Below are 20,883 nucleotides of genomic sequence, written 5' to 3' on the forward strand. Positions count from 1 at the left end.
GAATTCTCGCACGAGTATTTCCAATGACCAGTTCCGTTGCTCCTTCATCCAATGCTGTCATCGTCATTTCCAGCCATGTCGTGCGGGGTTCGGTCGGCAATCGTGCCGCCGTATTCGCACTTGAAACGCTCGGCCATCCTGTATGGGCGGTGCCAACCGTCATCTTGCCGTGGCATCCCGGTCATGGACCGGCCAAGCGCATCGTGCCGGAACCGCAGCAATTCGACGACCTGATTGCCGATCTGGAGCGCGCTCCCTGGCTTGGTGAAGTCAGGGGCATCATGAGCGGTTACCTCGGCAATGCCGCGCAGGCCGCCAGTGTCGCCCGTCTGGTAGAGACCATAAAAACCCGCAACAAGGGCGTGCTTTACCTCTGCGATCCTGTCATCGGCGATGAAAAGGGGCTCTACGTTCCGGAGGCGACGGCAAATGCCATCCGCGACGAGTTGATGCCGCTCGCCGATGTTTCAACGCCGAACCGCTTCGAGCTTGCATGGCTGACCGGCGCGGAATTGCCCGACAACAAGGCGATCATGCAAGCGGCATTGCATGCAGGCCCCGGTACAATGCTTGTGACCTCCGCGCACCCTATGATTGCTGGCAGCACCGGCAATCTCCTGGTGACGCACTCTCTGGCGCTGCTCGCCGAACATCGCCTCGTCGTCGGCCCAACCAATGGCCTTGGCGACCTCACGTCTGCACTGTTCCTTGCACGCATGCTTGCCGGTCTTGATCTCGAACAGGCGCTGCAACGCACCACAGCCTCGGTTTTCGAGATCATGGCCCGCTCTGCCAAGCGCGGCGCCGATGAACTGATGCTCGAAGCCGACGCATCCAGCCTGTCCACCCCTATGGCGATGACTCAGATGCGGCGATTGGTTCATCCAAGCAAGGGCATCAGGGCATAGCACATTAGACCAATTGATCTTGTCCCGGTTCAGGATTAGAGGAAAAGAATGACCTTGCTTCCCGAGAAACTTCTCACCGGCTATCGCAACTTCATGGCGCATCGCTATGCCAACGAGACGATGCGCTACAAGCAGCTTGCGGATCAGGGCCAGACGCCCGAAACACTGGTCATCGCCTGCTGCGACTCCCGCTCCGCGCCCGAGATCATCTTCGATACGGCACCTGGCGAGATTTTCGTTCTGCGCAACGTCGCCAACCTCGTACCGCCCTATGCGCCGGACGGCGAATATCACTCTACCTCCGCAGCCCTCGAATTTGCGGTGCAGAGCCTGAAGGTCAAGAATATCGTCGTCCTCGGTCACGGCCGCTGTGGCGGCATCAAGGCGGCGCTCGACACGACGAGTGAGCCGTTGTCCCCCGGCGACTTCATCGGCAAGTGGATGAGCCTCGTCGGCCCCGCAGCCGAAGCGGTTTCCGCCAATGAGCTGATGACTCCATTCGAGCGCCAGACTGCGCTGGAGCGCATATCCATTCGATATTCGCTGAAAAACCTTCGCAGCTTTCCCTGTGTCGATATCCTTGAAAAGAAAGGCCGCCTCACCTTGCATGGCGCCTGGTTCGACATTTCGACCGGTGAACTGTGGATCATGAATCCGGAAACCGGTGACTTCCTTCGCCCCGACCCCGAAGAGGTCGGCGAAGCCACCGCGCTGGAATAGAGGGAGACAAGAGAATGGCGCGATTGATATTCATGATCGCCGTCATTCTTCTAACGATGCTTCCTGCGACGGCTGACGATGCGCACAACGCCATCATCGAAAGCTGGTATTCCGCGCTTGGTACCGCCGACCGCGCGGTTTTCGACAGAATTCTGGCCGAAGACGCAACCGTCATTCTCGAAGACATCGATACGATCCAGACCAAGGGCGAATTTCTGGCCAGCCTCGATGAATGGAAGAGCGCTGTGCGAGGCGCCAGGGTGCGCCATCGCATCGGCGGCGTCGAAGGCGATACAACGACCGTTTTCGTCTGCTATCAATTCCCGGCGAACACCACCTATACGCGCGAGATCTTCAACTTTCGCCGCGGCAGGATCATAGAGAGCGCCCAGAGTTCACTCGGCGAGGCCTGCGAAGGCTTCTAAACAACAAGGCCGGCACAACGTACCGGCCTTGAATACCCATTGGCGAACCGATTATTCGCCGTCGATCTTCGCGCCGATAATGGCAATCGCCTGCTGATAGACGGTGGCAGCATTCCAGCCTGCAATGGCGCCGTAGTTGGCTTGCCCGGGTTGATAGCCGCCACCTGCGCGCCAGCCATGTCCGACCAGAAAATTCGCTGTCGATGCCAGCGCGTCGGCCTTGGAGCGGACCATGTCGATGCGGCCATTGCCGTCGCCGTCCGCGCCGTAGCGAAGAACATTGAGCGGAAGGAACTGCGTCTGACCAATCTCGCCGTGCATGGCGCCAACCGCATTGGGCGCAAGCGTGCCATTGTCGACAAGCTTCAATGCAGCATTGAGTTGCTCGCGGAAATACTCCGTACGACGGCAGTCATAGGCAAGGGTCGCGACCGCTGAAAGCGTATGTTGGTTGCCCATGTAACTGCCGAAACCGGTCTCCATGCCCCAGATGGCGATCAACGGGCCAGCAGGAACACCGTAGCGCTGCTCGATCCGGTTAAACAACGCGGCATTCTGTGCTTTTTGCGCGCGTCCCCGCGAAATGATCGTCTGGGCGCCGCGAACCTGCATGAACTTGTCGAGTGAATATTTGAAACTCTTCTGGTTGCGGTCGGCATTGATCGTCTTGGTAGCATATTTGACGTTGCCCAGGGCGTTGATGCCTCTGCTGCCGATACCTTGCGCCCCGGCTTGCTGCTGGTAGGCCTGGACCCACGCCTCGAATCCGGCGGAATTGTTGCCGCATTGAGCTGCAGCCTGCGCCGCACCTGCCGTCATAAGAAGCGCTGTCGCTACAGCCGCAAAAAATCTGCCTTTGGCAACGAATGCCATGAAAATCTCCTCGAAGGTTGAATCGTCGTGCTCCTATCTGCCATTTTTCTATCGTGCTGTCATCTGCAAGAATCGAGCTATATGGGGTGAAACAGCACTCATTCTCGGCGTTTCACGCTTGCTATGAGCCTGCCCAGGCGACAAATCGCATTTGTGGCCGGCCAATTTCACGACCCCCACCAATACAATCTAGGGTTGTTACTCACCAATTGTGCCACCACACTTGCCCTTGAACTAATTGATGAGACTTTTTGACAGCGTTCCGCTGGAGGCCTTTCACGGTTTCAGCTACGCTTTCACTACATTTTTGTATATACAATAATTATTGACCAAAGCGATTTTCATGGATAGATTTGAATGGGACGACGAAAAGGCCAAAGCAAACTTGCGCAAGCATGGCGTGGCTTTTGAAACAGCTCACGATTTTCAGTTTTCGACCGCAGTAGAGTGGCTTGATGATTGGTCAGGTTATGGCGAAGAACGCATCAAGGCCACGGGTTTTATAGGGAATAAATTGCATGTTCTCGTTTATACCCAACGAGGCAATGCTATCCGCGTCATTTCGCTGAGAATGACTATAAGGGAGGACATCGATGAATATGTCAAAGCACAGGGATAAAATTTGGACACGCGAAGAAGCGATTGCTCTGGCAAAAGCGCATCGGGATTCCTTGACTGACGAAGAAGACGCGGCCCTTACTAAAGCCGCCATGGATGATCCCGACACAATCCTGGCCGGCGTTTTGACAAAGCGCCGCCCCGGTCGTCCGGTTGCCGATACGCCAAAAATCCCGGTCTCCATCCGTCTCAGCCCGGATGTCCTCGATCATTATCGCTCAAGCGGGCGTGGCTGGCAGGGTCGCATCGACGAGGCATTGCGCAAGTCCATGCAACTCGAGACCCAGGATGAACGACCCGACGCTGTGACAAGCCGGAAAAAGCGCGCCTGACCCCGCACGTCTTGACTCCACGCGGCATTTCCTGTTTAAGCCGCCCAACAATCCGCGACGAGCTTTGAAACTCCGAGCAGCCGACCGGGGCCCCGCAAGGGCCTAGACGATCCCGGAGGTCAACACCCGACAGCGCGATGCGCCCTCGGGTGTCATTTTGCTTTGAGCTCTTTGCCCTGGCGCGGTTGGTACTTATCTTTTGGGAACGGGTCTCTGAAAGGATAAGAGTCGGTTTGGAAAGTCGCTGCGGCGAGACATATGGCGTGGTTTTCGAGAACCGGAGCGCAGCGTACTTAAAGGTACGTGAGCACCGGAAGCACAGAAAACTGCGTCAGATAACCGCCGCAGTAGAGTTTACAACAGACTCTGAAGGAAAACTGGATGTTTGAAAGTTTACAGGAACGACTTGGTTCGATTTTGAACGGCCTCACAGGCCGTGGCGCGCTGTCGGATGCCGATGTCGCGGCGGCCTTGCGCGAAGTGCGCCGCGCCCTGATCGAAGCTGACGTCGCGCTCGATGTCGTCCGTTCGTTTACCGACAAGGTTCGTGCCAAGGCAGTTGGCGCTGATATCGTCAAGAGCATCAAGCCCGGCCAGATGGTCGTCAAGATCGTCCATGACGAGCTGATCGACATGCTCGGCGCCGAGGGCGTCACCATTGACCTGAACGCGCCGGCTCCGGTCGTCATCATGATGGTCGGCCTGCAGGGTTCCGGTAAAACCACGACCACCGGCAAGATCGGCAAGCGCCTCACCGAGCGGTCGAGGAAGAAGGTGCTTCTCGCCTCTCTCGATACGCGCCGCCCCGCCGCGCAGGAACAGTTGCGCCAGCTCGGCGTACAGACCGGCGTCGACACGCTGCCTATCATTGCCGGCCAGACACCCGTCGAGATCGCAGCGCGCGCCGTTCAGGCGGCCAAGCTCGGCGGCCATGATGTTGTCATTCTCGACACAGCGGGCCGTACCCATATCGATGAGCCATTGATGATCGAAATGGCCGACATCAAGAAAAAGGCCAATCCGCATGAAATCCTGCTGGTTGCCGATGCGCTGACCGGCCAGGACGCCGTCAATCTTGCGCGATCCTTCGATGAGCGCGTCGGCATCACCGGTCTCGTTCTTACCCGGATGGATGGCGACGGCCGCGGTGGCGCCGCCCTTTCCATGCGCGCCGTCACCGGCAAGCCGATCAAGCTGATCGCCACCGGTGAAAAGATGGATGCGCTGGAGGAATTCTATCCGCGGCGCATCGCCGATCGCATTCTCGGCATGGGCGACATTGTTTCGCTGGTCGAAAAAGCTGCTGAAAACATCGACGCGGAAAAAGCTGCGGCGATGGCCAAGAAGATGCAGTCCGGCAAGTTCGATCTCAACGATCTCGCTGACCAGATCGGACAGATGCAGAAGATGGGCGGCATGGGCGGCATCATGGGAATGATGCCCGGCATGGGCAAGATGAAGGATCAGATGGCTGCGGCCGGTCTCGATGATTCCATCTTCAAGCGCCAGCTCGCGATCATTTCGTCAATGACCAAGGCGGAGCGCGGCAATCCCGATCTGCTCAAGCACTCGCGCAAGCAGCGTATCGCCAAGGGTTCCGGCACCAATGCCGCCGACATCAACAAGCTTCTCAAAATGCACCGCCAGATGGCGGACATGATGAAGGCGATGGGCGGCAAGGGCAAAGGCGGCATGATGAAACAGATGATGGGCGGCCTTGGCGCGAAAATGGGTCTCGGTGGGCTAGGCGGCATGGGGGGCATGCCCGACCTGTCCAAGATGGATCCGAAGCAGCTTGAAGCCCTGCAGAAACAGGCGGAAGCCGCTGGTTTCGGCAAGGGTGGCGGCTTGCCTGGTGGGCTTGGTGGTCTTCCGGGCGGATTAGGTGGCTTGGGCGGCGGCATGCCGCGTCTGCCTGGCCTTGGTGGCGGTCTTCCAGGGCTGCCGAAAAAGAAAGGGTGAATATGTCGTCCTCCTCGCTCCCCAAGGAACTACTTCAATTGCGCGCTTCCATCGACAATATCGATGCAGCGTTGATCCACATGCTCGCCGAACGTTTCCGCTGCACCAAGGCAGTGGGCGTTTTGAAGGCGAAGAATGGCCTCGCACCCGCTGACCCGGGCCGTGAAAAACTACAGGTCGAACGTCTGCGCTCACTGGCGCTGGATTCAGATCTGGACCCCGATTTTGCCGAGAAGTTCCTGAACTTCATCGTCAAGGAAGTGATCAGGCATCACGAAACAACAGCCGCCAAGGAAAACGGCGCCTAACCCAACTACCAAGGAGAATACCAATGTCACTGAAAATCCGTCTGGCCCGTGCAGGGTCGAAGAAGCGCCCTTATTACCACGTCGTCATTGCTGACGTGCGTTCGCCGCGCGATGGCCGTTTCATCGAAAACGTCGGCTCATGGAATCCGATGCTTCCCAAGGATGGCGAGCGGGTCAAGCTCGATGCCGACCGCATCAATTACTGGATCGGTCACGGCGCACAGCCAACAGACCGCGTTCTTCGCTTCCTTGATCAGGCCGGTATCGCCAAGCGCGACACCCGCAGCAATCCTGAAAAGGCATTGCCGGGCAAGAAGGCACAGGAACGCGTTGCCATGGCCAAGCAGGCTGAAGAAGATGCAAAGGCCAAGGTCATTGCTGATGCGGAAGCTGCTGCCGCCGCCGCTGAGGCTGAAAAGGCTGCCGCCGCTGAAGCTGCTGCTGCCCCTGCCGAAGAAGCTCCGGCTGAAGAAACTGCCAGCTGATCATCAGCTTCTGCTGTTGACGACGAAACGGGTGGCTTTTGCCGCCCGTTTTTGTTTTTGAGCAAACTTCACAGAACTGCAAAAAAACTGAAACGTTCTCCGCGCAAAGAAGACGCAGCCAGCCACTTTGAAATGGCGCACAATCCTCCCCAGGCCTTTGCGGTTTTGGGGGCATGCGTCAGCCAGCCCGGAGAGAACACTATGAGCAGATCGGCTTCGTTCACGCGTCGCAACTTCCTCGCTTCATCGGGAGCCGTTGCACTGACCGCAGCGTCAGGTCTTGCCCTCCCGTCCTATTCACGCGCGAATGCGCGACCGGTTTTTACGCATGGCGTTCAGTCGGGCGACGTCGACGCGACGACGGGCATGATCTGGACGCGAACCGACAGGCCAGCGCGGGTCAATATCGAAGTTTCCACCACCGAGAGCTTTGCCAACGCCTATTCGTTACCGCCGCTCAATGCCTTCCCGGACAGCGACCTTGCGGTAAAGCAATTGCTCACCGATCTCGTCTCGGATCAGGATATTTTCTACCGCCTGACTGCAGTTGATCTCAGCGACCTCAATGCCGTCTCGGAACCGATTGTGGGCCATTTCAAAACCGCCCCGACAGCCAAGCGCAATATCCGTTTTGCCTGGTCAGGCGATACGGTGGGTCAAGGCTGGGGTATCGACGAGACCGGCATGAAGACCTACGCGACTATCGCCAGCCACACCCCCGATTTCTTCCTGCACTCGGGCGATACGATCTATGCCGACGGTCCTCTTGTGGAAGAGACGACTTTGAAGGACGGGAGCAAGTGGAAGAACCGCATCATCACCGATGAAAAGCGCAAGGTGGCAGAAACGCTGAACGAGTATCGCGGTCAGTGGAAATACAACATGCTCGACGATCACGTCCGCGCCCTGAATGCAATCTGCCCGACTTTCCTCCAGTGGGACGACCACGAAGTGCTCAACAACTGGTCTTCCTCCAAGGAACTGACCGCCGACGATCGCTACACTGAAAAGTCCATTGCGCTCCTGTCGGCCCGGGCCGCGCGGGCCTTTCACGAAATGACCCCGATCCGCTATACGCCTGCTGAACCCGGACGCGTCTATCGCAAGATCGCCTATGGCCCGCTGCTTGACGTCTTCTTCCTCGACTTGCGTTCCTATCGCGGCCCGAATGGTCCGGATATGGAAGATACGATCACGCCGGAATCGTCCATTCTTGGCGCCAACCAGGTGCGCTGGCTGAAGCGCGAACTGTTGAATTCCCGTGCGACCTGGAAGGTCATCGCGGCGGACATGCCGCTCGGTCTGGTTGTGTGGGATAACGCCAAGGACAAAAAGGGCGCGGAAGCCGTCGCCAATGGCGATAATGGCGCGGCGAAAGGCCGCGAGCTCGAGATTGCCGATCTGCTGCGCTTCATCAAATCTGCCGGTATCCGCAATACCGTCTGGTTCACGGCAGATGTGCACTACACGGCAGCGCACTATTACAATCCGGACAAGGCGCAGTTCCAGGACTTCGAGCCGTTTTGGGAATTCGTCTCGGGCCCCATTCATGCCGGCACTTTCGGTCCCAATGATCTCGACCATACCTTCGGGCCGGAACTCAAATTCATCAAGGCGCCAACGCCCGAGCAAGGACAGAACCTGCCACCCTCGGCCGGGCTGCAATTCTTCGGTCTCGTCGATATCGATGCGGCAAGCGAACAGATGACCGTAAGGCTGATGGACCGCGACGATGCCGAACTTTACAAAATAACGCTCGATCCCGTTCGTTCGATCTGATGCGAGTTTGCATATGCCTTCAGCCTGATGAGGCAGCTGGTGTGATTTTCGAGACCCGGAGCGCAGTGGACATTTGGTCCATGAGCACCGGAAGCGCAGAAAATCGCATCAGATGTCCATCAGGGTGAAGTCAACCCGACCCAGGCCGCCATGGCAGCATCGGCGGTCTTCTTCAATTGCTCGAGTGTGGCGCCATCACGCGCGGTGATCGACATGCCGTGTTGTACAGTCGCGTAGAATTCCGCCACCTGCTGGATATCGACAGTTTCGGAAAGTTCGCCTTCGCGCACGGCACGCTCCAGCCGTTGGCGCAACTGTGTCACGTTATCGAGGCGCCGCTCCTTCAGTAGCGATGACGGCGTTCCGGGACTCTCGTCACCGTGCAGTGCGCCCATCACCACCATGCATCCATGCGGCTGGCCAGGATCGGTATGGGAGATGGCTGTCTGCATGAGAAAATCGGCGACGCCCTCCTTTGCAGTCGCCGCAGTCGGTAATGAATGTTTGATGCGCTGGCCGATCTTGTTCGTGTATAGCTCGACCGCCTCCCGGAACAACTCCGCCTTGCTGCCGAATGCGGCATAGAGACTGGGCGCATTGATGTGCATAGCCTGCGTCAGATCCGCCATGGACGCGCTGTCATAGCCCTTCTGCCAGAAAACCCGCATGGCGCATTCCAGCGCCGTATCGCGGTCGAATGCACGCGGGCGACCCTTCGGAGACATCGCAAATCCCTTTCTGTATCGACTAATACATAAATCACTTGACGCCGCTCCGCAATGGTGACACTGCAATATGTATCAATCACTACAAAAGGAAATATGATGTCACGTCTTGAAAACAAGGTTGCCTTCATCACCGGCGGAAGCCGCGGCATGGGTGCTGCGATTGCGCTGAAACTGGCACAGGATGGTGCAGATATCGCCATTACCTACACGAGTGCCGCTTCGAAGGCTGAGGAGACCATCAAGGCAATCGAGAAGCTGGGCCGCCGCGCCATCGCGTTTCAGGCGGACAATCTCGATGCAGCCGCCATCGAGGCCGCAGTCAACGAAACCCACGCCAAATTTGGCAGGCTGGATATTCTCGTCAACAACGCCGGCGTCTACTCGATGGACACCGTCGATGCATTGACGCTCGAGGAGTTCGACCGCGTCATGTCCATCCATGTCCGCGCAAGCTTCGTCGCCGCGAAGGCAGCAGCATCGCTGATGGGCACGGGCGGGCGTATCATCAACATCGGCAGCAATCTTGCCGAGATCGTGCCTTTCCCCGGCCTCATCGCCTATTCAACCAGCAAGGCCGCCCTTATAGGCCTGACCAAGGCGCTGGCACGTGATCTTGGCCCGAGGGAAATCACAGCCAACATTGTCCACCCCGGCTCGACCGATACGGACATGAATCCCGCCAATGGCGATCACGCCGATGGCCAGCGCGCCCGTATGGCGATTCCAAAATTTGGCAAGGCAAGCGATATCGCCGGTCTCGTAGCATTCCTGGCCGGAGACGAAGGGCGTTTCATCACCGGCGCATCGCTCACCATCGATGGTGGCGCCAACGCCTGATCGATATTGCGCAAGGGCAATCCCTCAGATATCGCCCTTGCGCACAAGCTTGCCTTCTTCCGCCTTGTGGAAATATTGCGAGCAGACCAGCCAGCCCTTCAGCGGTCGCAGAAGCATCAGGCTACCAAACAACGTTAACGGCAGCGTCGTGATCAGGTGCACCCAGATCGGCACTTCATACGTCGTCTGCAGCCACAGTGCGAAGACCAGGGCGGGCACCGCAACGATCGTCATGGCGAAAAACGCCGGGCCGTCCGCAGGATCGGCGAAGGAATAGTCCAGCTCGCAAACCTCGCAGGACGGCGCCAGTTTGAGAAAGCCATCGAACAGATGCCCCTGCTGGCATCGCGGGCAGCGCCCCAGGATCCCGGTTTTCATCGGGTTTTCAGTAGGATGATAGTGAACAACGTGAGCCATGGTCTTGCCTTTCGACCCGATTGTACGTGTATGGCCTTAGATATCGATATCCATACAATTGATGCTTTATTGCCGGACATATACCCCTTGCAAGGAGAAAATGGAAGAAACATTTACCATATAGCGGCAATTTGACTTGCCATAATCCCGTTCTGTCTGTAATTGTATGGATACATTCCCATACAATGAGTCGTCACATGGCCCTCTGGAAGCCTCGCATCGCCGCCACGTCGAGATATAAACATCAAGGTATCGTCGATGCCTTGAATGCCGATATCGCCGCCCGCCTACTGATCTCCGGTGATACGCTGCCGCCGCAGCGGGAAATCGCACGCCAGCTTGGCGTCGATCTTACCACAGTTACGCGCGCGTTGAACGAGGCACGCCGTCTCGATCTGATCGAGGCCAGAACCGGTTCGGGTACATTCGTGAAACAGCAGCCTGTAGCACCGAGGGTGGCAACTCCGGCAGCCGAACTCGACCTCAGCATGAATATCCCGCCGCAACCGGCCGCGGCCCGTTTGCCGGAGCGGATCGCCGAAGGCATCGGAGCATTGCTGGCCGGACCCTCCAGCCGGTTTCTTTCCTATCAGGAGATTACCGGCACCGAAGCCGCACGGCATGCCGCCGCGCAATGGCTGATGCCGCGTTTTGGCCATGCGCCCTCGCCCGACAATATTCTGGTTGCCGGCGGTGCACAAAGTGCGCTCTTCGCCATTTGCAGCCTCGTAGCCGCCAATGGCGCCATTTGCGCCGGTGCCCATACCTATCCAGGGCTCAAATCCGTCGCCGCAACCCTCGGTATCGCGGTTCATGCGCTTGCCATGGATCAATTCGGCATACTGCCTCAGGCGTTCGAAGAATGCTGCCGGGATCATGCACCGAAGGCGCTCTACGTCGTTCCCTCCATCGATAATCCGACCACGGCCACCATGCCGCTGAAACGCCGGCACGAGATCGTCGAAATCGCCCGCCGCTACAGGGTCGCGATTATCGAGGACGATCCCTATGCGGAGCTTCTGGACGAGCCACAGCCGGCTCTTGCGTCCCTGGCGCCGGAGATCACCTGGCACATCGCAACATTGTCGAAATGCGCAACGCCTGCCCTGCGTGTCGCCTTTGTGGCCTGTCCTTCAGCGCTGGATGTGTTGAAGCTCACATCTTCCCTGCGCGCCAGCAATCCGGGTGCATCGCCGCTCCTGGCCGCCCTGACGACCAGCTGGATCGAGAGCGGCACGCTCAAGCAGATCGCCCTCGCCATACGGGAAGAAAGCCGCACGCGGCAATCACTTGCCGCGGTCATTCTCAAGGATTGGCAATACGCCGCCGAGCCTACAGGCCACCATCTTTGGCTTACCCTGCCCGAACATTGGAAAGCCGCCGAGTTCGCCGCACTTGCCCGCCGTTCCGCGCTTGGCATCGTGGCCGCACCCGCCTTCAGCGTAGGAACCTCGTCCGACGAGGCGGTCCGCGTCTCGCTTGGCGCCGCACCGGATCGTCCGCATCTCGAACAGGGATTGCTGCTGTTGAACCGGTTGCTGCATGAGCCGCAGTTCAGCACAGGGTTGATTGTATAGAGCAAATTCCAGGAAAAGTGGGAGGCGGCTTTCCGTCCGGAATTGCGCAAAACCAAAGAGCTAAAGAAAGCTTCCCTGCGCAGTGATCGGATGGAACGCGGGCCGCCTGGCCATGCCGGCGAATATCCGGTGTTCAAGGTCGAGCAGGAAGCGCTTGCGCCGCTGCCCGCCGCCATAACCGGTCAGCGAGCCATCCGCACCAATCACGCGGTGGCACGGTACGACGATTGCAACCCTGTTTTGCCCATTGGCCGCACCCACGGCACGGCTTGAACCCGGCTTGCCCAGATCCCGTGCGATGCCGCCATATGTGCGTGTTTCCCCATAAGGGATAGTCTGCAGTGTCGACCATATCTGCCGCTGAAATGCCATGCCCGGCAGCACAAGCGGTGTTTCGAACCCGGTGAGCTTGCCGGCAAAATAATCGGCGAGCTCTGCCTCGATCTGCTCAAGCACGGCATTGCGGCCAGGTTCTATGGAATAACCATAGCGTTTTTCGAGTTCCTCGACCTCCGCCGGCAAGGCCGGCCGGTCGTCAAACTCCAGCAATGACAATCCTTCATCGCCCGCCATCGCAATCATCGGGCCGAGAGGCGTCTGAATGGACTTCCGCAGCAAGATCTTCATCACGTAAATCTCCGATTCACGCGTGATTCTATCATGCTAGAGTGCGCCGCCCACCCGATTCATGCTTTCCCGTCGACAATGTTCACAATTGTACCCGCAGCGTGCAGCGCCTGCATGATGTCGGTCGGCGGTTCCTGGTCGGTCACCAGTTCACCGAACCCGCCAAACCCACAGACCTGAACCAGGCCTCGCTTGCCGAATTTCGCCGCGTCTGTGATGGCGATCGAGCGTGTGCCGCGCGACAATACCGTGCGGGCAAATTCCGCCTCTTCCAGGTCGTAGTCTGTAAGCCCGCCGACCGCATCCATCGCGCCAACGGAAATAACAGAATGGGCGACGCTGAAACGGTTGACATATTCGATGGCCGAGACCCCGAAGGCCGCTCCGCTATCCCGGCGCAACTCGCCGCCCGCCATGAAAACCCTGTTGCCATTCACGGTCGCCAACGTTCGGGCAATATCGGATGAATTGGTTACGACCGTCAGGTTGCGGTGCTGCAGCAACTCGCGGGCGAGAAAACTCGTGGTCGTACCGGTGTCCAGCATGATGGATTCGCCGTCCTGGATAGTCCGCGCCACCCATTGCGCAATCATGCGCTTGGCCGGGGCGTTTTCGCGCATGCGTATCTCGAAAGGCGCTTCACCCAGATGCTGCGGCAGGCCGATGGCACCATGGATTTTGACGATTATGCCCTCATCGGTCATAGGCTTTACGTCGCGCCGGATCGTTTCCAGGGATACGCCAAGTTTTTGCGCCAGATCGGCGATCGAAATAGTTCCCTCCTCCTGTAGCAGCCGTTTTATTTCGCCGTGTCGTTTGGAATTCATGCCCGAAACCTTAGCTAGGAGTAGATTAGCCACAAGACTACCACACGATTCCCACAAATTCGTCGTCAAAGCCACAAATCACCACAATAACCTGTTGACATAGGTGATATAAAGGCGGAAAGTCACATTGTTAGATAAATACGTGGTTCGACAGGCTCATCATGAGGGGGAGTATCCCTGCAAATAATCAAAAAGCAGTTATGGGGATGCGAAACAGAAGTCTTTGCCACAGACGGATTCCTGTTCTTGGAGAGCCCACAACCCTCCCTCAACAGATCAACGCCGTCATGGTGAGTCTGTCGAACCACGCATTTGTCAGCCGATGACAGTACCTTCTGCAATCTCTTCTACAATTAAAGAACGCATTGCCGCTCTGCCGCTCTGGCAGGGCGATATTCATGTTGCTCTTTTGAAGGGCGGCATCAGCAACGAGAGCTATGTCGTCAAGGATGACAATCGCAAATATGTCGTGCGCTTCGGCAAGGACTATCCATTTCACCACGTGTTCCGCGACCGCGAGGCGATGACGTCCGAGGCGGCGCATCGCGCCGGTTTCGCCCCCGAACTGTTCCATGCGGGCGACGGCGTCATGGTTACCGCATTCCTCGGCGCACACACCTATTCCGCAAGCGATGTTCGCGCCAATATTTCACGCGTGGCGCAGATGATCCGGCAATTCCATATGACAATGCCCGAACATATTCGTGGGCCCGGTTTCATGTTCTGGGTCTTCCACGTCATCCGTGATTATGCCCGCACGCTGCAGGCCGGGACGAGCCGCATGGTACCGCACCTTGCTAGCTATCTCGCCATCGCCGCGGAAATGGAAGCGGTGCAACGGCCGCTGCCGATCATCTTCAGCCACAACGATCTCTTGCCTGCCAATATACTCGATGATGGCAATCGCCTCTGGCTGATCGATTTCGAGTATGCCGGTTTTTCGACTTCGATGTTCGATCTTGCCGGCCTTGCCTCCAATGCGGGATTAAGCGAAGACGAATCCGAAGCCTTGCTTGCCGCCTATTTTCAAGGCGCGCCCGACCGCGAACTCAAGCGCGCCCATGACGCCATGCAATGCGCCTCGCTGCTACGCGAAGCCATGTGGAGCATGGTTTCCGAGCTCTATCTCGATGCACCGGGCGTTGACTACGTCGCCTATACTACCGAGAATTTATCCAAGCTTGATCAGGCGCTCGATCACTACAGAAGCATATACGGAAAGACGGCCCCATGACCCTCCCCTCCCATGCCCAGATCGTCGTCATTGGCGGCGGGATTATCGGCTGCTCGACGGCCTATCATCTTGCCAAGGATCACAAGGCGGACGTGGTATTGCTGGAGATGGGGCAGTTGACCTCCGGCTCGACATGGCACGCGGCGGGGTTGGTCGGGCAACTGCGTTCCTCCGCCTCGATTACCCGCGTGCTCAAATATTCCGTCGATCTTTACAAACGGCTCGATGAGGAAACCGGCCTTGCGACTGGCTGGAAAATGACCGGCTGCTTGCGCCTGGCCACCAATCAGGACCGCTGGACCGAGTTCCGCCGCCTCGCAACCACTGCGGGAAGTTTTGGCATGGAAATGCACCTCCTTTCCCCGCAGGAGGTCAAGGCCATGTTCCCGCTGATGCGTGTCGATGATCTCATTGGCGCGAGCTGGTTGCCAACCGACGGGCAGGCCAGCCCTTCTGACATCACCCAATCACTGGCGCGCGGCGCCCGCATGCATGGCGCAAAACTGATCGAGAACATACGCGTCACCGGCTTCGAGATGAATGGCGACCGGATCGTCAAGGTCAAGACCGACCAGGGCGACATTGCCTGCGAAAAAGTCGTCAATTGCGCCGGCCAATGGGCGCGGCAGGTCGGTGAGATGGCTGGCATCAATGTGCCGCTGCAGCCGGTCAAGCATCAATATATCATCACCGAAAAGATCGACGGGCTTTCATCCAATGCACCGACGATCCGGGATCCGGACCGCCGTACTTACTTCAAGGAAGAAGTCGGCGGTTTGGTCATGGGCGGCTACGAGCCCAATCCGCAAAGCTGGATGACCGGCGATGTGCCGAACGACTGGCAATTCCGCCTGTTCGATGATGATTTCGATCATTTCGAGCAGCATATGCTCGCTGCGATCGAACGTATCCCCGCGCTCGAAACCGTTGGCGTCAAGCAGATGATCAACGGCGCGGAGAGCTTCACGCCGGACGGCAATTTCATCCTCGGCGTCGCACCGGAATGTTCCAACATGTTCGTCGGGGCCGGCTTCAACGCGTTTGGCATCGCCTCCGGCGGCGGCGCGGGCTGGGTGCTGGCACAATGGGCCATCGATGGAGAAGCGCCGCTCGACCTCTGGACCGTCGATATCAGGCGCTTCTCCAATCTCCACCGCAACCGCGACTGGGTCCGCGACCGCACGCTGGAAGCCTATGGCAAACACTACACGATCGGCTTTCCGCACGAGGAATATGTGTCCGGGCGCCCCGCCATCGTCTCGCCGCTCTATGAGCGCTTGCAGAAGCATCGCGCCGTGTTCGGCTCCAAGCTCGGCTGGGAGCGTCCCAACTGGTTTGCGCCGGAAGGGATGCCCGCGGAAGACGTCTATTCCATGGGCCGCCAGAACTGGTTCGATGCCGTCGGAGAAGAACACCGGCACGTGCGCGACAAGGTTGGCATTTTCGACCAGTCTTCCTTTGCCAAGTTCGAACTGACCGGCAGGGGCGCCGCAAAGGCCCTCGACACCATCTGCGCCAATGATGTGTCGAAACCTTCAGGCCGCCTGACCTATACGCAGCTCCTGCATACGCGCGGAGGCATCGAGTGCGACCTGACCGTTGCGCGGCTGTCCGACGACCGCTTCTACATTGTCACCGGCACCGGCTTTCGCACTCATGACTTCGCCTGGATCCGGGATCACATCGGCAAGGACCTGGATGTGAAACTCACCGACGTAACCGAGGACTTCGGAACCCTGTCGCTGATGGGCCCCAAGGCACGCGACGTGCTAGCCGGGGTCACCAACACAGATGTCAGCAACGGTGCTTTTCCCTTCGGCCATGTTCGCGAGATCGAGATCGCCGGTACTTCGGTTAGGGCGCTGCGCGTCACCTATGTCGGAGAACTCGGCTGGGAGTTGCATGTGCCAATAGCTGCAACCGGAGCAGTCTTCGATGCCCTGATGCGAGCCGGCAAGGAATTCGACATCAGGCCGGTCGGCTATCGCGCGCTGGAATCCCTGCGTCTCGAAAAGGGCTACCGTGCCTGGGGTTCCGACATCACCCCGAATGACTCACCTTTCGAGGCTGGGCTCGGCTGGGCGGTGAAACTGCGCAAGGATACCGAATTCGTTGGACGGCAGGCGAGCGAGGCCATCCATGCCGCTCCGCTCAAAAAACGCCTCGCAACGTTCGCAGTCGTGGACAAGGACGTCGTACTGCTCGGCCGCGAGACCATCCTGCGCAATGGCGAGCCGGTCGGCTATCTCACCAGCGGCGGCTATGGCTACACGGTCGATCGTCCGATCGGTCTGGGCTATGTGCGCAACGCCGATGGCATCAGCGATGCTTTCCTCAACGAGGGCAAATACGAGCTCATCGTCGCCAATGATCGTTACGCTGCTGAAGTCCATCTGGAGCCACTGTATGACCCCGAAAATGCGCGGGTGAAGGGCTAGAGCCTTCCCACACGGAAAACTCGCAGTCACCTGCGTTTTTGGCGCAAGATGAGTCGAATCCTGCGCAAGAATTGGCAAGACCCACACAACAATCATCGATTCCGGCGCAAATTTATCAATCGGAGAGCGAGATTTAGTTGCACGAAGTTGTGTTTTTCGCAGCAAATCAAAAGACTTGACTTTGGCCTTCGACAGGACCAAATGCACATCGTGCGGACCTGTGTCCACAAGTCTGTATATCTTCAACCGGAGTTAAATCTCTCATGCCCAGCGACGACAGTAGTAGTCGATTGTTTGCGCCGTCAACGGCGATCGTGGCCTGATCTGAGATCAGCTCGCCTCGATCCCCTGTGACGGCGGATCGACAGAAAGGCGAGCTAAATGAACGATCTTCGCTTTCCCACAGGTGCGGACAATGCCGAGCTGGCACCCGTACTGACCCTCGCAGAACAGCTTGCAACCATGCATGCTGCGGATGCGATCGAGCTTCTCAATGAGCTCGAACTATCTGAATCCATTGAGATTCTTGCCGACATGCCGCACGAGCACGCCGTCCTGATCCTGGATCAGCCGGAGTTGCATGACGCGGCCGGCATAGTAAGGGGATTGCCGGCCGAGACCGCACGGCAACTTCTCGACGCAATGTCGATCGACCGTGTCACCGACATCTTTCATGAGTTCGATACGGAGACCCGGGCCCGGCTTGTCGTCGGCCTCGGGCCCGAAACGACGGGCGCATTGCGCAAGCTCCTGCGTTATCCGCCACACACGGCGGGTAGCCTGATGACGACCGAATTCGTCAGCGTGCCCTCCAACTGGACCGTCGCGCAAACGCTGCAGCACATTCGCGAAGTGGAGCGGTCGAGAGAGACCATCTATGCCATCTATGTCACTGATCCGGCAACAAAAAATCTGTTGCGAGTCGTAACCCTGCGCCGCCTGATCACCAGCGAACCGGACGCTTCGATCATGAGTGTTGGCCGCGACGTTGCCCCTGTGACTGTTGCCCCGCTGACCGATCAGGAAGATGTGGCACGGCTCTTCCGCAAGCATGATCTGCTTGCGGTCCCCGTCGTAAATGATGGCGCTCAGATCATCGGTATCGTCACTGTCGATGACGTGATCGACGCCATGACGCAGGAGATGACCGAGGATACTCTGAAGTTCGGCGGCATGGAGGCTTTGAACAAGCCCTACATGCAAATCGGTTTCGTTCAGATGCTGCGCAAACGCGCCGGTTGGCTCGGCGTGCTGTTCTTAAGCGAAATGCTGACCGCCAGCGCCATGCAGCATTTTGAAGGGGAATTGGAGAAAGCAGTCGTTTTGACCCTTTTTATCCCGCTTATCATGAGTTCCGGCGGCAATTCCGGCTCTCAAGCCACGTCTTTGCTCATCCGCGCCCTGGCCTTGCAGGAATTGCGGTTGAAGGATTGGTGGCGGGTCGCATTGCGCGAAATCCCGACAGGCCTCGTGCTCGGCTCGTTCCTCGGGCTGATTGGCGTGGTTCGGATTTCGACCTGGCAAATGTTGGGTCTCTATGACTATGGCCAGCACTGGCCCCTCGTCGCCGCAACCGTCGGTACAGCGCTGGTCGGAATTGTGACATTCGGCTCGTTGGCCGGGTCGATGCTGCCATTCGCCATGCAGAAACTCGGCTTTGATCCTGCGAGCGCTTCAGCGCCGTTCGTGGCCACGCTTGTTGATGTAACCGGATTGGTGATTTACTTCAGTATTGCCTTGGTTATCCTGTCCGGAACATTGCTTTAAAGCGTTTGGTCTGCATGGCAGCCATGCAGACCAAAACGCTTTGCCCCCTTTCGCATTTGCGAAAAAACATGTATGGAGCGCGCAAATGTAAAGCGGCGCAGCTCAGATGGCGTCCACAATCCTCCAAAAGAGAACCTTATGAAACTGCGCAACATCGCGATCATCGCACACGTTGACCATGGCAAAACCACGCTCGTTGACGAACTTTTGAAACAGTCGGGCAATTTCCGCGACAATCAGCGGGTCGGCGAAAGGATGATGGATTCCAATGACATAGAGCGCGAGCGGGGGATCACCATCCTTGCCAAGGCGACCTCGGTCATCTGGAAAGATACACGTATCAACATTGTCGATACCCCGGGCCACGCTGATTTCGGCGGCGAAGTCGAACGTATCCTCAGCATGGTGGACGGCGCTATCGTCCTGGTTGATGCTGCTGAAGGGCCCATGCCGCAGACGAAGTTCGTCGTTGGCAAGGCTTTGAAAGTTGGCCTTCGTCCAATCGTCGCGATCAACAAGATCGATCGTCCCGACGCCCGCCACGAAGAAGTCGTGAACGAAGTTTTCGACCTCTTCGCCGCTCTTGATGCTACGGACGAACAGCTTGATTTTCCGATCCTTTACGGCTCCGGCCGTAACGGCTGGATGGCGACGAGCCCGGAAGGTCCGAAGGATCAGGGTCTGGCAGCGCTGTTTGACATGGTTCTCGACCATGTCCCGGCGCCCACTGTCGGTGAAGGTCCATTCAAGATGATCGGCACCATCCTTGAAGCCGACCCATTCCTTGGCCGCATCATCACCGGCCGCATTCATTCTGGTACCGTCAAGTCGAACCAGCAGGTCAAAGTCTTGCATGGCGATGGCACCCAGCTTGAGACGGGCCGTATCTCGAAGATCCTGGCGTTCCGCGGTCTTGAACGCCAGCCGATCGAAGAAGCACACGCCGGTGACATCGTCGCTATCGCAGGCCTGCAGAAAGGCACCGTCGCCGACACGTTCTGCGCGCTCGAAGTGACCGAAGCCCTGCATGCACAGCCGATCGATCCCCCGACTGTTACCATGTCCTTTATTGTCAACGACAGTCCGCTGGCTGGCACCGAGGGCGACAAGGTTACGAGTCGCGTCATTCGCGACCGCCTGATGAAGGAAGCTGAGGGCAATGTTGCGCTGAAGGTCGAGGAATCCGACGACAAGGATTCGTTCTTCGTTTCGGGTCGCGGCGAATTGCAGCTCGCGGTTCTCATTGAAAACATGCGCCGCGAGGGTTTTGAACTTAGCATATCGCGCCCTCGCGTCGTTTTGAAAAGAGACGACTCCGGCACTTTGCTTGAGCCCATCGAAGAAGTGCTGATTGACGTCGACGAGGAATATTCCGGCACCGTGGTCCAGAAGATGTCCGAACGTAAGGCTGAAATGGTCGAGCTTCGTCCATCCGGTGGTAATCGCGTTCGCATGGTATTCTATGCGCCGACACGCGGACTCATCGGCTACCAGTCGGAGCTTTTGACCGATACACGCGGCACCGCGATCATGAATCGCCTTTTCCGTGCCTACGAGCCTTTCAAGGGTGAAATCGCCGGCCGTACCAATGGCGTTTTGATCTCCAACGATCAGGGAGAGTCCGTAGCTTTCGCCATGTGGAACCTTGAAGATCGCGGCGCAATGATTATCGAGGCTGGCATAAAGGTCTATGCCGGCATGATCATCGGCATCCATTCGCGCGACAATGATCTTGAAGTGAACATCCTCAAGGGCAAAAAGCTGACCAATATTCGTGCCGCAGGCAAGGATGAAGCTGTCAAGTTGACCCCGCCGATCCGCATGACACTGGAACGTGCTCTTGCCTGGATTCAGGACGACGAGCTGATGGAAGTAACTCCGAAGTCAATTCGTCTGCGCAAGCTTTACCTCGATCCAAACGAACGCAAACGTTTCGAAAAGAGCAGCAAGACTGCAGGCGCTGCCTAACCATAGATGTTCTGCGTGAAAAAAAGCGGCGATCTTCGCCGCTTTTTTGTTTT

At 57.8% G+C, this 20,883-nt stretch carries 20 protein-coding genes; 15 read left to right on the forward strand and 5 right to left on the reverse strand.

The annotated features are described in order from the left end of the window. The first annotated feature begins 23 nt into the window (after nucleotides 1-23). Genes pdxY through PHA01_RS17075 form a run of 3 tightly spaced genes read left to right on the forward strand, consistent with a single transcriptional unit; the run spans nucleotide 24 to nucleotide 2,053 of the window. Nucleotides 24-908: a pyridoxal kinase PdxY gene (gene pdxY / locus PHA01_RS17065; RefSeq protein ID WP_271897576.1), complete on the forward strand. Its 885-nt coding sequence runs from the start codon at nucleotides 24-26 to the stop codon at nucleotides 906-908. Nucleotides 909-956: 48 nt separating this feature from the next. Next, the gene (locus PHA01_RS17070) at nucleotides 957-1,628 is read left to right on the forward strand and encodes a carbonic anhydrase (RefSeq protein WP_112525178.1); all 672 of its coding nucleotides are present in this window, start codon (nucleotides 957-959) and stop codon (nucleotides 1,626-1,628) included. Between the two features lie 14 nt (nucleotides 1,629-1,642). Further along, nucleotides 1,643-2,053, forward strand: coding sequence for a nuclear transport factor 2-like protein (locus tag PHA01_RS17075; protein ID WP_271897579.1), 411 nt, complete (start codon nucleotides 1,643-1,645; stop codon nucleotides 2,051-2,053). A 51-nt stretch (nucleotides 2,054-2,104) separates the two neighbouring features. Here the strand turns inward: PHA01_RS17075 and PHA01_RS17080 are convergent, their stop codons facing one another. Then, nucleotides 2,105-2,926 carry a lytic murein transglycosylase gene (locus PHA01_RS17080; RefSeq protein WP_271897582.1) on the reverse strand — a complete coding sequence of 274 codons (822 nt, stop codon included), beginning with the start codon at nucleotides 2,924-2,926 and terminating at the stop codon, nucleotides 2,105-2,107. A gap of 343 nt (nucleotides 2,927-3,269) precedes the next feature. On the opposite strand from PHA01_RS17080, the gene PHA01_RS17085 reads away from it, so the two are divergent. From PHA01_RS17085 to PHA01_RS17110, 6 genes are all read left to right on the forward strand, one after another. After that, nucleotides 3,270-3,545 carry a BrnT family toxin gene (locus tag PHA01_RS17085; RefSeq protein ID WP_271897584.1) on the forward strand — a complete coding sequence of 92 codons (276 nt, stop codon included), beginning with the start codon at nucleotides 3,270-3,272 and terminating at the stop codon, nucleotides 3,543-3,545. Then, complete coding sequence (locus PHA01_RS17090) at nucleotides 3,520-3,876, forward strand: BrnA antitoxin family protein (RefSeq protein WP_271897585.1); 357 nt, start codon at nucleotides 3,520-3,522, stop codon at nucleotides 3,874-3,876. The genes PHA01_RS17085 and PHA01_RS17090 overlap by 26 nt, the downstream gene beginning before the upstream one ends. A 381-nt stretch (nucleotides 3,877-4,257) precedes the next feature. Continuing rightward, nucleotides 4,258-5,838: a signal recognition particle protein gene (gene ffh / locus PHA01_RS17095; RefSeq protein ID WP_271897587.1), complete on the forward strand. Its 1,581-nt coding sequence runs from the start codon at nucleotides 4,258-4,260 to the stop codon at nucleotides 5,836-5,838. Between the two features lie 2 nt (nucleotides 5,839-5,840). Further along, nucleotides 5,841-6,146 carry a chorismate mutase gene (locus PHA01_RS17100; protein ID WP_112525166.1) on the forward strand — a complete coding sequence of 102 codons (306 nt, stop codon included), beginning with the start codon at nucleotides 5,841-5,843 and terminating at the stop codon, nucleotides 6,144-6,146. A 23-nt stretch (nucleotides 6,147-6,169) separates the two neighbouring features. Continuing rightward, nucleotides 6,170-6,631, forward strand: coding sequence for a 30S ribosomal protein S16 (gene rpsP, locus PHA01_RS17105; protein WP_271897590.1), 462 nt, complete (start codon nucleotides 6,170-6,172; stop codon nucleotides 6,629-6,631). 201 nt (nucleotides 6,632-6,832) lie between these two features. Next, on the forward strand, nucleotides 6,833-8,410 hold the full coding sequence (locus tag PHA01_RS17110; protein ID WP_271897592.1) for an alkaline phosphatase D family protein: 1,578 nt from the start codon (nucleotides 6,833-6,835) through the stop codon (nucleotides 8,408-8,410). Between the two features lie 119 nt (nucleotides 8,411-8,529). Here PHA01_RS17110 and PHA01_RS17115 read toward each other — a convergent pair whose 3' ends face one another. Continuing rightward, nucleotides 8,530-9,135, reverse strand: a complete 606-nt coding sequence (locus tag PHA01_RS17115; protein ID WP_271897594.1) for a TetR/AcrR family transcriptional regulator — start codon at nucleotides 9,133-9,135, stop codon at nucleotides 8,530-8,532. A 99-nt stretch (nucleotides 9,136-9,234) separates the two neighbouring features. Between PHA01_RS17115 and PHA01_RS17120 the strand changes: the two genes are divergently transcribed. Next, nucleotides 9,235-9,975 carry a 3-oxoacyl-ACP reductase family protein gene (locus tag PHA01_RS17120; protein ID WP_271897816.1) on the forward strand — a complete coding sequence of 247 codons (741 nt, stop codon included), beginning with the start codon at nucleotides 9,235-9,237 and terminating at the stop codon, nucleotides 9,973-9,975. A 24-nt stretch (nucleotides 9,976-9,999) separates the two neighbouring features. On the opposite strand, the gene PHA01_RS17125 is transcribed toward PHA01_RS17120, so the two are convergent. Beyond that, the gene (locus PHA01_RS17125; protein WP_334312033.1) at nucleotides 10,000-10,353 is read right to left on the reverse strand and encodes a DUF983 domain-containing protein; all 354 of its coding nucleotides are present in this window, start codon (nucleotides 10,351-10,353) and stop codon (nucleotides 10,000-10,002) included. A gap of 236 nt (nucleotides 10,354-10,589) precedes the next feature. Here PHA01_RS17125 and PHA01_RS17130 point away from each other — a divergent pair, with 236 nt between their 5' ends. After that, nucleotides 10,590-11,969: an aminotransferase-like domain-containing protein gene (locus PHA01_RS17130; protein WP_271897598.1), complete on the forward strand. Its 1,380-nt coding sequence runs from the start codon at nucleotides 10,590-10,592 to the stop codon at nucleotides 11,967-11,969. A 60-nt stretch (nucleotides 11,970-12,029) separates the two neighbouring features. On the opposite strand, the gene PHA01_RS17135 is transcribed toward PHA01_RS17130, so the two are convergent. Together PHA01_RS17135 and PHA01_RS17140 are read right to left on the reverse strand one after the other, a co-directional pair. Next, nucleotides 12,030-12,596 (reverse strand): methylated-DNA--[protein]-cysteine S-methyltransferase, encoded by a 567-nt coding sequence (locus PHA01_RS17135; protein ID WP_271897817.1) that lies wholly within the window; start codon nucleotides 12,594-12,596, stop codon nucleotides 12,030-12,032. Nucleotides 12,597-12,655: 59 nt separating this feature from the next. Further along, nucleotides 12,656-13,423 (reverse strand): DeoR/GlpR family DNA-binding transcription regulator, encoded by a 768-nt coding sequence (locus PHA01_RS17140; protein WP_271897600.1) that lies wholly within the window; start codon nucleotides 13,421-13,423, stop codon nucleotides 12,656-12,658. Between the two features lie 322 nt (nucleotides 13,424-13,745). Here PHA01_RS17140 and PHA01_RS17145 point away from each other — a divergent pair, with 322 nt between their 5' ends. The 4 genes from PHA01_RS17145 (at nucleotide 13,746) to typA (ending at nucleotide 20,830) form a co-directional block, all read left to right on the forward strand. Continuing rightward, nucleotides 13,746-14,657 carry a choline/ethanolamine kinase family protein gene (locus PHA01_RS17145; RefSeq protein ID WP_271897602.1) on the forward strand — a complete coding sequence of 304 codons (912 nt, stop codon included), beginning with the start codon at nucleotides 13,746-13,748 and terminating at the stop codon, nucleotides 14,655-14,657. After that, the gene (locus PHA01_RS17150) at nucleotides 14,654-17,095 is read left to right on the forward strand and encodes a GcvT family protein (protein ID WP_271897604.1); all 2,442 of its coding nucleotides are present in this window, start codon (nucleotides 14,654-14,656) and stop codon (nucleotides 17,093-17,095) included. Before PHA01_RS17145 ends, PHA01_RS17150 begins: the two co-directional genes overlap by 4 nt. Before the next feature lie 381 nt (nucleotides 17,096-17,476). Next, nucleotides 17,477-18,862, forward strand: a complete 1,386-nt coding sequence (gene mgtE, locus PHA01_RS17155) for a magnesium transporter (protein WP_271897606.1) — start codon at nucleotides 17,477-17,479, stop codon at nucleotides 18,860-18,862. 138 nt (nucleotides 18,863-19,000) lie between these two features. After that, nucleotides 19,001-20,830, forward strand: a complete 1,830-nt coding sequence (gene typA, locus PHA01_RS17160) for a translational GTPase TypA (RefSeq protein WP_112525232.1) — start codon at nucleotides 19,001-19,003, stop codon at nucleotides 20,828-20,830. Nucleotides 20,831-20,883: the final 53 nt, after the last annotated feature.

This window comes from Candidatus Phyllobacterium onerii (assembly GCF_028331445.1).
GTDB classification, from domain to species: Bacteria; Pseudomonadota; Alphaproteobacteria; order Rhizobiales; family Rhizobiaceae; genus Phyllobacterium; species Phyllobacterium onerii.